We start from the raw sequence: 12,558 nt of genomic DNA on the forward strand, positions 1-12,558 counted from the left end.
TCGACGTGCGAGAGACCCGGCCGCCGGCAGGCGAGGCTCCGGAGATCCGGGCGTCGGCAGGCGAGGTTCTCGACACCCCGGCAGGCGGCGCCGCGCACGCTCCGGCGTCAGGGGGGCGCGGCACGGCAGTGCTCCGCCGGATCCCCGCGCCCCCGACCACCCGCCGTGGGACCGCGCTGCTGGCGGGCGCGACGGTCGTCCTGCTCGCGCTGGCCGTCCTGGCCGGGGTCGCCTGGTGGACCCTGCGCAGCACCCCGGCCGCGCAGAACACCGCCCTGGTCGACGTGGCGGCCACCACGCAGGTCAGCCGGCAGCTCGGGGACGCGGTGAAGACCGTCTACTCCTACGACTTCGCCCGCCTCGACCAGAACGAGGCCGCCGCCCGGGCGGTGATCACGCCGGAGTTCGCGCGGCAGTTCGACCAGCTGTTCGGCGAGGTGCGGAACCTCGCGCCGCAGCAGCAGGCCGTGGTCACCGCGACGATCGCGCAGTCCGCCGTCGAGTCGATCACCGGCGACCGCGCCGTCATGGTCGTGTTCCTCGACCAGCAGGCCACCCGCGCGGCGGGGGACCGGCAACAGGTGGCGGCGGCGGGCAGGCTCACGGTCACCGGCGAACGGGTCGACGGCACCTGGAGGATCGCCGCCGTGCAGGTCACCTGACGCCGAGCCCGCCCGCCGCAGAGCCCGCCAGAGCCCGCAGAGCCCGCAGCGCCCGCCGAGCCTCCAGAGCCCGCCGAGATGAACCACAGTGTCGTCAGGAGCATGATCGAACGACACCGACGTTCATCTCGGCACCCCGGTTCTCGGGGTGGCGCGGGGCGTGCGTATGCTTCTCCTCAGTTCCACCGAAGACCGCAGGTCTGCGCCTCCCGAGGCGCATGAAGGTTCCGGCTCGCCGGGCGACCCGCGCAGGAGGACGAGGTTGCTGTCGGGCGTCCGCGCCCTGCCACGCCCCGTGCCTGCGCACGGGGCGTTCGTCGTCTCCGGGGTCCGAAGCGGTGGCACTTCCAAGGACACCCGAGAGGAGGCACACATGGCACGACCCGACAAGGTCGAGGCGGTCGAGGAGATCGCCGACCGGTTCCGGGGCGCGTCCGCCTCGGTGGTCACGGGCTACACCGGCCTCACCGTGGCGCAGCTCAAGGAGCTGCGTCGCGCGCTGGGCGAGAACGCGAGCTTCCGCGTCGCCAAGAACACGCTGGTCAAGCGTGCTGCGGCCGATGCAGGCGTCGACGGTCTGGACGACCTCCTGACCGGTCCGACGGCGATCGCGTTCGTCAGCGGCGAGGCGGTCGACGCCGCCAAGGCGCTGAAGACCTTCGCCAAGGACAACAAGGGCCTCGTCATCAAGGGCGGCTACATGGATGGCCGTGCTCTCACGAGCACGGAGATCGAGAAGCTCGCCGATCTCGAGTCCCGCGAGGTCCTGCTGGCCAAGCTGGCCGGCGCGATGAAGGGCAACCTCGCCAAGGCCGCGGGTCTGTTCAACGCTCCGGCGTCGCAGGTCGCCCGCCTGGTCCAGGCGCTGGCGGACAAGAAGGCCGCCGAGGGCGAGTCCGCTGCCCCCGCCGAGGCCGCGGCCCCCGCCGAGGCCGCGGCCCCCGCCGAGGACGCAGCCCCCACCGAGAGCTGATCGCGGCTCCACCCCCCATCTTCAGTCACACCCGAAAGGAACCGCCACCATGGCGAAGCTGTCCAGCGACGAGCTGCTCGACGCGTTCAAGGAGCTCACCCTCATCGAGCTCTCCGACTTCGTGAAGAAGTTCGAGGAGACCTTCGAGGTCACCGCGGCCGCCCCCGTCGCCGTCGCCGCCGGCCCGGCCGCCGGTGCCGCCCCGGCCGAGGCCGAGGCCGAGAAGGACGAGTTCAACGTCGTCCTCGACGCCGCCGGTGACAAGAAGATCCAGGTCATCAAGGTCGTCCGCGAGCTCGTCTCGGGCCTGGGCCTCAAGGAGGCCAAGGACCTCGTCGAGTCCGCCCCGAAGCCGATCCTCGAGGGTGTCGCCAAGGAGGCCGCGGACGCGGCCAAGGCGAAGCTCGAGGAGGCCGGCGCCAAGGTCAGCCTGAGCTGATCGCGCCGCTGCTCGCGCAGCACGCACACGAAGGGCGGGCCCCCCTCACGGGGAGCCCGCCCTTCGTCGTCGCTAGCGGTCGCGGAGCTCGCGGCGCAGCAGCTTGCCGGACACGGTCTTCGGGATCTCGTCGAGGAACTCGACGGACCGTGGGTACTTGTACGCCGCCATCCGCTCCTTCGTGAAGGCGATCAGCTCCTCCTCGGTCGCGCTCGCGCCCGGGCGGAGCGAGACGAAGGCCTTCACCGTCTCGCCCCGGTAGGAGTCCGGCACACCGATCACCGCGGCCTCGCGCACGGCCGGGTGCTCGTAGAGGGTGTCCTCGACCTCGCGCGGCCAGACCTTGTAGCCGGACACGTTGATCTGGTCCTTCTTGCGGTCGACGATGTAGAACCAGCCGTCGGTGTCCATGTAGCCCACGTCCCCGGTGTGGAGCGCGCCGCCCGGCAGCGCGCGGGCCGTCTCCTCCGGCTTGTTCCAGTACCCCTTCACCACCTGCGGGCCCGTGGTCACGATCTCGCCGATCTCGCCGACCGGGAGGTCCTCCCCGTCCTCGCCCACGATCCGGACCACGGTGTCGTAGACGGGCACGCCGACGGACAGGGCACCCGACGCCTCGTCGACGGGGGCCTCTGCGTGCGCCGGCGTGCCGTGGCTCGGGGACGTGGTCTCGGTGAGCCCGTAGATGTTGTGGACGTACTGCCCGAACGTGCTCTGGAAGGCCTTCACGGTCGACGGCGGGATGGGCGCGCCGCCGGACCAGATCTTGGTGAGCGTCTTGAGGTCGTCGGAGGAGGCGTCCGGGGCGTTCATGAGCGCGATGAACACCGTGATCGACCCGACGGTGAAGGTGGCGCGCTCCTCGCGGATGGTCTCGAGCACCGCGGCGGGGTCGAACCGGTGGCACAGCACCAGCGGTGCCCCGAGCAGCAGCGCGACCGTGACGTGCCCGACCAGCCCGGTGATGTGGAACAGCGGCGCGATGCCCAGCACCACGTCCTCGGCGGACAGCTCGCAGAGCTCCCGGTAGGTCTGCGAGTTGAACACCAGGTTGGCGTGGGTGTTCATGGCGCCCTTGGGCGGCCCGGTCGTGCCCGAGGTGTAGGTGAGGACGGCCGTGTCCTGCGGGTCGAAGGACACCGGCGGCGGGACGTCGCCCCGGTGTCGCTCGATCAGCTCCGCCATGTCCAGGGTGTCGGCGGAGGCGATCCTGGTGACGCCCCCGAGGGTCCGGGCGTCGTCGCGGGACTGGTACTCCAGCTCCGACGTCGTGATCACGGTCCGCACGCCGGTCTCCGGCACGACGGCGGCCGCGACGTCCCGGTACAGGTTCTCCAGCGTGACGAGCACGCTCGCGCCCGAGTCGTCGAGCAGCAGCCGCAGCTCCCGCTCGCGGTTCATCGGGTTGACGTTGACCGCGATCCCGCCCGCCTTCCAGACGGCGAGCAGTGCGATCACGTACTGCGGGTCGTTCTGCACGAACAGGGCCGCCCGCTCGCCGGGCGCGAACCCGGCCTCCCGCAGCCCGACGGCGAGGGCCCCGGACAGCTCGTCGAGCTCGCGGTAGGTGACCCGCCCGTCGAAGTAGCGCAACGCATCCCGGTCACCGTGGCGGGCCACGGTGGCGCGGAACAGCGACAGCATGTCCGGGAACTCGGGGGTGACCGACGCGGGCTGCCCCTCGTCGTAGCGGGCCAGCCAGGGCTTCTCGTCGTACGCGCTCACGGAGCCTCCGTCGTCGGTGATGGGGCGGCACCCAGCATCGTCCGCCGGGCCGGAGGCGTAAACTGATCGAGGCGAGGCGGTCGCTGCTCCGTACGAGTGAACTTCTCGGCGAGCGGTCGGCGGCCCAGGTCGCCGGAGGAACCGTCGGGAGAGTGTCGCATTCCACTCCCGCACCGGTCATCCTCCGGAACTGACCACTTACCGACGCGTACGGTCTTGACTCGGTGCGCCTGCCAGGTCACTCTTACGTCACGGTGCTTGGCTGAGGCTGGTGAGCTGAGCGACGTGTCTCGACAGCGGCTGCCTTTGCGGCTAGTCTGACTCTTTGCGCTGCCCCCGCCCAGGTTCGGCGTGCACGCTGTCGGAATTTCTCCGCCGGTCACCAGCCGGTCAGACGAGTCCGTCGGTGCGCTCGGCGGACCTGGTCGGTGGTTGCGCCCTGACAATAAACGGCGAGTTCAGCTCCCCGGCACCACCCGACACGTCGCCAGGACGGCCTCCGCACCCCGTGCGGTGACGCAGACGGTAGCGCTTCGGGAGCCGGATTCGCCAGACGAGAGCGTAGTTCTCGGAAGGACGCATCTTGGCTGTCTCCCGCGCCACCGTGACCACTGCGACCCCTGGGAGCGTCGTCTCGGCGAACCCGAACTTCCCTGGCGCACCCACCCGAGTCTCCTTCGCGAAGATCGCCGAGCCGCTGGAGGTCCCCGACCTCCTCGACCTCCAGATCCAGTCCTTCCAGTGGCTGGTCGGCGACGAGGCGTGGTTCCAGCGCCGGATCGACGCGGGCGACGAGAACCCGGTGGGGGGCCTAGAGGAGATCCTGACGGAGATCTCTCCGATCGAGGACTTCTCGGGGTCCATGTCGCTGTCCTTCTCCGACCCGCGGTTCGACGAGGTCAAGGCCTCCGTCGAGGAGTGCCGGGACAAGGACATGACCTACGGGGCCCCGCTGTTCGTCACCGCGGAGTTCACCAACAACACCACCGGCGAGATCAAGAGCCAGACGGTGTTCATGGGTGACTTCCCGGTGATGACGGACAAGGGCACGTACATCATCAACGGCACCGAGCGCGTCGTCGTGTCGCAGCTCGTGCGGTCGCCCGGCGTGTACTTCGACCACGCCATCGACAAGACCACCGAGAAGGACGTCTACTCGGTCAAGGTCATCCCGAGTCGTGGCGCCTGGCTGGAGTTCGACGTCGACAAGCGCGACACCGTGGGTGTCCGCATCGACCGCAAGCGCCGCCAGCCCGTGACGGTGCTGCTGAAGGCCCTCGGTTGGTCCGCCGAGCAGATCCGGGAGCGTTTCGGGTTCTCCGAGACGATCCTGGCCACGCTCGAGAAGGACCACACCGCCGGGCAGGACGAGGCGCTGCTGGACATCTACCGCAAGCTCCGTCCCGGCGAGCCCCCGACCCGCGAGAGCGCGCAGACGCTCCTGGAGAACCTGTTCTTCAAGGACAAGCGCTACGACCTCGCCAAGGTCGGCCGGTACAAGATCAACAAGAAGCTCGGTCTCGCGGAGCCGACCTCGGTCGGCACGCTGACCGAGGAGGACATCGCCACCACCATCGAGTACCTCGTGCGCCTGCACGCGGGCGAGACGATGATGACGGCGTCCTCGGACGGTCGCGAGATCCCGGTCGAGACGGACGACATCGACCACTTCGGCAACCGGCGCCTGCGCACGGTCGGCGAGCTCATCCAGAACCAGGTCCGCGTGGGCCTGTCCCGGATGGAGCGCGTCGTCCGCGAGCGGATGACCACGCAGGACGTCGAGGCGATCACCCCGCAGACCCTGATCAACATCCGGCCCGTCGTGGCCGCGATCAAGGAGTTCTTCGGGACGTCGCAGCTGTCCCAGTTCATGGACCAGCACAACCCGCTGGCCGGCCTGACCCACAAGCGCCGCCTGTCGGCGCTGGGCCCGGGTGGTCTGTCGCGCGAGCGCGCGGGCTTCGAGGTCCGGGACGTGCACCCGTCGCACTACGGCCGGATGTGTCCGATCGAGACCCCTGAGGGCCCGAACATCGGCCTGATCGGCTCGCTCTCCACGTTCGCGCAGGTCAACCCGTTCGGCTTCATCCAGACGCCGTACCGCAAGGTCGTCGACGGCCGGGTCACCGACCAGATCGACTACCTCACCGCGGACGAGGAGGACCGCTTCGTCATCGCGCAGGCCAACGCGCCGCTGAACGACGACGGCTCCTTCACCGAGGACCGCGTGCTGGTCCGGATGAAGGGCGGCGAGGTCGACCTGATCCCGCCGACGGGCGTCGAGTACATCGACGTCTCGCCGCGGCAGATGGTCTCGGTCGCGACCGCGCTCATCCCGTTCCTCGAGCACGACGACGCGAACCGCGCCCTGATGGGCGCGAACATGCAGCGTCAGTCCGTCCCGCTGCTCCGCTCCGAGTCGCCGCTGGTCGGCACCGGCATGGAGCTGCGCGCGGCGGTCGACGCGGGCGACGTCGTCGTCACCGAGAAGGCGGGTGTGGTCGAGGAGCTCTGTGCCGACTACATCACCGTCATGGCGGACGAGGGCACTCGCCAGACGTACCGGCTGAACAAGTTCCGGCGCTCGAACCAGGGCACCTGCAACAACCAGAAGCCGATCGTCGACGAGGGCCAGCGCGTCGAGGTGGGCCAGGTGCTCGCCGACGGGCCGTGCACCGAGAACGGCGAGATGGCCCTGGGCAAGAACCTGCTCGTGGCGATCATGCCGTGGGAGGGCCACAACTACGAGGACGCGATCATCCTGTCGCAGCGCCTCGTGCAGGACGACGTGCTCACCTCGATCCACATCGAGGAGCACGAGATCGACGCCCGGGACACCAAGCTCGGCGCCGAGGAGATCACCCGGGACATCCCGAACGTCTCCGAGGAGGTCCTCGCGGACCTGGACGAGCGCGGCATCATCCGGATCGGCGCCGAGGTCCAGCCCGGCGACATCCTGGTCGGCAAGGTCACGCCCAAGGGCGAGACCGAGCTGACCCCGGAGGAGCGCCTGCTCCGCGCGATCTTCGGTGAGAAGGCGCGCGAGGTCCGCGACACCTCGCTGAAGGTGCCGCACGGCGAGAACGGCAAGGTCATCGGCATCCGGGTCTTCTCCCGAGACGACGACGACGAGCTGCCTCCCGGCGTGAACGAGCTGGTCCGCGTGTACGTGGCCCAGAAGCGCAAGATCTCCGACGGCGACAAGCTCGCCGGACGCCACGGCAACAAGGGCGTCATCGGCAAGATCCTGCCCGCCGAGGACATGCCGTTCCTGCCGGACGGCACCCCGGTCGACATCATCCTGAACACGCACGGTGTGCCGCGACGGATGAACATCGGCCAGGTCCTGGAGACCCACCTCGGGTGGATCGCCAAGTCCGGCTGGGAGATCGAGGGCAAGCCCGAGTGGGCGTCGAAGATGCCCGAGGAGCTCTACTCCGTGCCGCCCGGCACGAACACCGCGACGCCGGTGTTCGACGGCGCCAAGGAGAACGAGATCACCGGGCTGCTCGCGTCCACCCGGCCGAACCGGGACGGCGACCGCATGGTCGGCCCGGACGGCAAGGCGCAGCTGCTCGACGGGCGTTCCGGCGAGCCGTACCCGTTCCCGGTGGCCGTCGGCTACATGTACATCCTGAAGCTGGCGCACCTGGTGGACGACAAGATCCACGCGCGGTCCACGGGTCCGTACTCGATGATCACCCAGCAGCCGCTGGGCGGTAAGGCGCAGTTCGGTGGTCAGCGCTTCGGTGAGATGGAGTGCTGGGCGATGCAGGCGTACGGCGCCGCCTACACCCTGCAGGAGTTGCTCACCATCAAGTCGGACGACGTGGTGGGCCGGGTCAAGGTCTACGAGGCCATCGTCAAGGGGGAGAACATCCCCGAGCCGGGCATCCCGGAGTCGTTCAAGGTGCTGCTGAAGGAGCTTCAGTCGCTCTGCCTGAACGTCGAGGTGCTCAGCTCCGACGGTGCGGCCATCGAGATGCGCGACACCGACGACGAGGACCTCGAGCGCGCCGCGGCGAACCTGGGCATCAACCTGTCCAGCCGCCCCGGCAGCGACTCGATGTCCGTCGACGACGTCGTGAACTGACCCAGCCCAGAGCCGAGAAACGAAGGAACAGAGGACTCACATAGTGCTCGACGTCAACTTCTTCGACGAGCTGCGCATCGGCCTGGCCACCGCCGAGGACATCCGCCAGTGGTCGCACGGCGAGGTCAAGAAGCCGGAGACCATCAACTACCGCACCCTCAAGCCCGAGAAGGACGGACTCTTCTGCGAGAAGATCTTCGGCCCGACCCGGGACTGGGAGTGCTACTGCGGCAAGTACAAGCGCGTCCGGTTCAAGGGCATCATCTGCGAGCGCTGCGGCGTCGAGGTCACTCGCGCCAAGGTGCGTCGTGAGCGGATGGGGCACATCGAGCTGGCCGCCCCGGTCACGCACATCTGGTACTTCAAGGGTGTGCCGAGCCGGCTGGGCTACCTGCTCGACCTGGCGCCGAAGGATCTCGAGAAGATCATCTACTTCGCCGCGTACGTGATCACCTCGGTGAACTCCGAGCTGCGTCACCAGGACCTGTCCACGCTCGAGAACGAGATGAGCGTGGAGCGCAAGCGGGTCGAGCAGCGTCGAGACGGCGACCTGGAGGCCCGGGCCCAGAAGCTCGAGACCGACATCGCCGCGCTCGAGGCCGAGGGCGCGAAGAGCGACGTCCGCCGCAAGGTCAAGGAGGGCGGCGAGCGCGAGATGCGCCAGCTCCGTGACCGTGCCCAGCGCGAGCTGGACCGGCTGGACGAGATCTGGACGACCTTCGCCAAGCTCGACGTGCAGCAGCTGATCCCGGACGAGGGGCTCTACCGCGAGCTCTACGACCGGTACGGGGACTACTTCACCGGGGCGATGGGCGCCGAGGCGATCCAGAACCTGCTGCAGAACTTCGACATCCCGGCCGAGGCCGAGAAGCTGCGGGAGATCATCCGCAGCGGCAAGGGGCAGAAGAAGCTCCGCGCCCTCAAGCGCCTCAAGGTCGTCGCCGCGTTCCAGACCACGGGCAACTCGCCCATGGGCATGGTGCTCGACTGCGTCCCGGTCATCCCGCCGGACCTGCGCCCGATGGTGCAGCTCGACGGTGGCCGCTTCGCCACGTCCGACCTGAACGACCTGTACCGCCGGGTCATCAACCGGAACAACCGCCTCAAGCGACTGATCGACCTCGGCGCGCCCGAGATCATCGTCAACAACGAGAAGCGGATGCTGCAGGAGGCCGTCGACGCGCTGTTCGACAACGGCCGCCGCGGCCGGCCGGTGACGGGCCCGGGCAACCGGCCGCTCAAGTCGCTGTCCGACCTGCTCAAGGGCAAGCAGGGCCGGTTCCGCCAGAACCTGCTCGGCAAGCGTGTCGACTACTCCGGCCGTTCGGTCATCGTCGTCGGCCCGCAGCTGAAGCTGCACCAGTGCGGTCTGCCCAAGCAGATGGCGCTGGAGCTGTTCAAGCCGTTCGTGATGAAGCGGCTGGTGGACCTGAACCACGCGCAGAACATCAAGTCCGCCAAGCGGATGGTGGAGCGCGGGCGTTCGCAGGTGTGGGACGTGCTCGAGGAGGTCATCTCCGAGCACCCCGTCCTGCTGAACCGCGCGCCCACGCTGCACCGCCTCGGCATCCAGGCCTTCGAGCCGCAGCTGGTGGAGGGCAAGGCCATCCAGCTGCACCCGCTGGTCTGCGAGGCGTTCAACGCGGACTTCGACGGCGACCAGATGGCGGTCCACCTGCCGCTGTCGGCCGAGGCCCAGGCCGAGGCCCGGGTGCTGATGCTCTCGAGCAACAACATCCTGTCGCCCGCGTCGGGTCGCCCGCTCGCCATGCCGCGACTGGACATGGTCACGGGTCTGTACCACCTGACCCGTGAGCGTCCGGACGCGTTCGGCAACGGCCAGTCGTACAGCTCGGTCGCCGAGGCGATCATGGCGTACGACCGGAAGTCGCTGCACCTGCAGGCACCCATCAAGATCCGGCTGCCCGGGGTCGCTCCGATCGCCGGCGTCGAGGTGCCCGAGGGAGACGTCTGGCTGGCCGAGACCACGCTGGGTCGGGTGCTCTTCAACGAGCTGCTCCCGGCGGACTACCCGTTCGTCAACGAGCCGCTGCCGAAGAAGCGCCAGGCCGCGATCATCAACGAGCTGGCCGAGCGCTACTCGATGACCGAGGTCGCGCAGTGCCTCGACCGCCTCAAGGACGCCGGGTTCTACTGGGCCACCCGGTCCGGCGTCACGATCGCGATCGACGACGTCGTGGTGCCGCCGAACAAGCAGGCGATCCTCGACGGGTACGAGCTCAAGGCCGACCAGGTCAACAAGCGGTACCAGCGCGGTGCGCTCTCCCACCAGGAGCGCAACGACGAGATGGTCAAGATCTGGACCCAGGCGTCCGAAGAGGTCGCCAAGGCCATGGAGGACAACTTCCCCGACGACAACCCGATCCCCATGATCGTGAAGTCCGGGGCGGCGGGCAACATGACCCAGGTCCGGCAGCTCGCCGGTATGCGTGGTCTGGTCGCCAACCCCAAGGGCGAGTACATCCCCCGCCCGATCAAGGCGAACTTCCGCGAGGGCCTGACCGTGCTGGAGTACTTCATCTCCACGCACGGCACCCGGAAGGGGCTGGCGGACACCGCGCTGCGGACCGCCGACTCGGGGTACCTGACCCGTCGTCTGGTCGACGTGTCGCAGGACGTCATCGTCCGCGAGGTCGACTGCGGCACCTCCCGTGCGGTCAGCATGGCCGTCACCGAGGAGACCGCGGACGGCTCGCTCATCCCGCACCGCTACATCCGCACGTCCGTGTACGCACGGTGCTCGGCGGAGGAGGTGCGCGACTCGGCGGGGAACATCATCGTCGAGAAGGGTGGCGACCTCGGGGACCCGGCGCTCGACGCCCTCGTGGCGGCAGGCGTCCGGGAGATCCGGGTGCGGAGCGCCCTGACCTGCGAGTCCGGCTCCGGCATCTGCGGCATGTGCTACGGCCGCTCGATGGCGACCGGCCAGCTGGTCGACGTCGGCGAGGCCGTCGGCATCGTCGCCGCCCAGTCCATCGGTGAGCCCGGCACGCAGCTGACGATGCGGACGTTCCACCAGGGTGGTGTCGCCGGTGACGACATCACGACCGGTCTGCCCCGTGTCACGGAGCTCTTCGAGGCCCGTGTCCCGCGCGGCAAGGCGCCCATCGCGGACGTCGACGGCCGGATCCGCATCGAGGACGGCGACCGCTTCTGGAAGATCACCCTCACGCCGGACGACGGCGGCGAGGAGATCGTCTACGAGAAGCTGTCGAAGCGTCAGTGGCTGGCCATGACCCAGGCCGACGGCGAGGAGCGCCCGCTCCGCGACGGCGACCACGTCGAGGTCGGGCAGCTGCTGCTCGAGGGCACCGCGGACCCGCACGAGGTCCTGCGTGTCATGGGCCCGCGTGAGGTGCAGCTGCACCTCGTGCGTGAGGTGCAGAAGGTGTACCGCACGCAGAGCGTGGACATCCACGACAAGCACATCGAGGTGATCGTCCGGCAGATGCTCCGCCGGGTCACGATCATCGACTCGGGGGCCACCGAGTTCCTGCCGGGCGCGCTCGCCGAGCGCGGCGACTTCGAGACGCAGAACCGGCGTGTGGTGGCCGAGGGCAACGAGCCGGCCTCCGGCCGTCCGGTGCTCATGGGGATCACGAAGGCCTCGCTGGCCACGGAGTCGTGGCTGTCCGCGGCCTCGTTCCAGGAGACCACCCGGATCCTCACCGATGCCGCGATCAACGGGAAGCGCGACAAGCTCGTCGGGCTGAAGGAGAACGTGATCATCGGCAAGCTGATCCCCGCCGGTACGGGGATCGGCCGGTACCGCAACATCCAGGTGCAGCCCACGGAGGAGGCCCGCGCGGCCGCCTACGCGCTGCCGAGCTACGACGACGGCTACTACAGCCCCGACGTGTTCGGCACGGGCACCGGTGCCGCGGTCCCGCTGGACGACTACGACTTCGGTCGCGACTACCGGTAGTCGGTCGAGGCTCCACGGACGGGCCGGTCACCTTCGGGTGGCCGGCCCGTTCCGCGTTCCCGGGTTCCTGTGCGCGGCGATGGTCGCCAGAGCGACCATCGCCGCTCACAACCGGAAGGCGTTGGCGACCTCGGCCAGGTCCGTGGGGTCGTGGGCGAGCTGCTGGGTGCGCTCCACCCAGGGACGCAGCCGCCGCTCGTAGGCCTCCCCGGCCGCGGCCGGGTCCCGGACGAGCTCGGTGGCCAGCACGTACGCGCCGACGAGCGCGAGGCTCGTGCCCTGCCCGCTCATCGGCGAGGGGGAGTGGGCGGCGTCGGCGAGCAGCACGACCCGGCCGTCGTGCCAGCGGTCGAGGCGGACCTGGCTGCAGGAGTCCAGGTAGAGGTCGTCCACCGCGTCGAGCTCGGCGAGCAGCCGCGGCACCTCCCAGCCCATCCCGGCGCCGAGCGCGCGGACGGCCTCCTTCTGCTCGGCCGCCGTCAGCCCGAGCGCGGGCGGGGGCCCGGGGGCCGCGAGGTAGACGATCACCCGGCCCGTCCCCGGTACGGGGCGGACGCCGACCTCCCGGCCGGAGTCGACGTGGGACAACGCCTCGTCGGTCAGGCCGAGGTGGTCCGGCGCGGACCAGTAGGCCAAGACGGTGCCGAGCGGATGGACGTGCCTGCGGACGTCGCCGACGAGCAGGGCCCTGACCCCGGAGTGGACCCCGTCCGCCCCCAC

General features: G+C 69.5%; 7 protein-coding genes. 5 read left to right on the forward strand and 2 right to left on the reverse strand.

The genetic code is table 11. The features are described 5' to 3' along the window. The 3 genes from H5J29_RS07145 to rplL all read left to right on the forward strand — a co-directional run. On the forward strand, window positions 1-662 hold a 662-nt coding region (locus H5J29_RS07145), incomplete at its 5' end, for a hypothetical protein (RefSeq protein WP_220187088.1). A 373-nt stretch (window positions 663-1,035) separates the two neighbouring features. After that, the gene (rplJ, locus tag H5J29_RS07150) at window positions 1,036-1,635 is read left to right on the forward strand and encodes a 50S ribosomal protein L10 (protein WP_181780122.1); all 600 of its coding nucleotides are present in this window, start codon (window positions 1,036-1,038) and stop codon (window positions 1,633-1,635) included. 49 nt (window positions 1,636-1,684) lie between these two features. Then, window positions 1,685-2,074, forward strand: coding sequence for a 50S ribosomal protein L7/L12 (rplL, locus tag H5J29_RS07155; RefSeq protein ID WP_181780123.1), 390 nt, complete (start codon window positions 1,685-1,687; stop codon window positions 2,072-2,074). Between the two features lie 72 nt (window positions 2,075-2,146). On the opposite strand, the gene H5J29_RS07160 is transcribed toward rplL, so the two are convergent. Beyond that, the gene (locus tag H5J29_RS07160) at window positions 2,147-3,799 is read right to left on the reverse strand and encodes a class I adenylate-forming enzyme family protein (RefSeq protein WP_312858102.1); all 1,653 of its coding nucleotides are present in this window, start codon (window positions 3,797-3,799) and stop codon (window positions 2,147-2,149) included. A gap of 583 nt (window positions 3,800-4,382) precedes the next feature. On the opposite strand from H5J29_RS07160, the gene rpoB reads away from it, so the two are divergent. Further along, window positions 4,383-7,892 (forward strand): DNA-directed RNA polymerase subunit beta, encoded by a 3,510-nt coding sequence (rpoB, locus tag H5J29_RS07165; RefSeq protein ID WP_220187089.1) that lies wholly within the window; start codon window positions 4,383-4,385, stop codon window positions 7,890-7,892. A gap of 43 nt (window positions 7,893-7,935) precedes the next feature. After that, window positions 7,936-11,838 (forward strand): DNA-directed RNA polymerase subunit beta', encoded by a 3,903-nt coding sequence (locus H5J29_RS07170; protein ID WP_181780124.1) that lies wholly within the window; start codon window positions 7,936-7,938, stop codon window positions 11,836-11,838. A gap of 105 nt (window positions 11,839-11,943) precedes the next feature. On the opposite strand, the gene H5J29_RS07175 is transcribed toward H5J29_RS07170, so the two are convergent. Then, on the reverse strand, window positions 11,944-12,558 hold a 615-nt coding region (locus H5J29_RS07175), incomplete at its 5' end, for an FAD-dependent monooxygenase (RefSeq protein WP_181780125.1).

This window comes from Pseudonocardia pini (assembly GCF_013870575.1).
Taxonomy (GTDB): Bacteria; Actinomycetota; Actinomycetes; order Mycobacteriales; family Pseudonocardiaceae; genus Pseudonocardia; species Pseudonocardia pini.

Coding starts and splice junctions, on each gene's coding strand:
- rplJ (WP_181780122.1), top strand. CDS start 1,036: ATGGCACGACCCGACAAGGTCGAGGCGGTCGAGGAGATCGCCGACCGG.
- rplL (WP_181780123.1), top strand. CDS start 1,685: ATGGCGAAGCTGTCCAGCGACGAGCTGCTCGACGCGTTCAAGGAGCTC.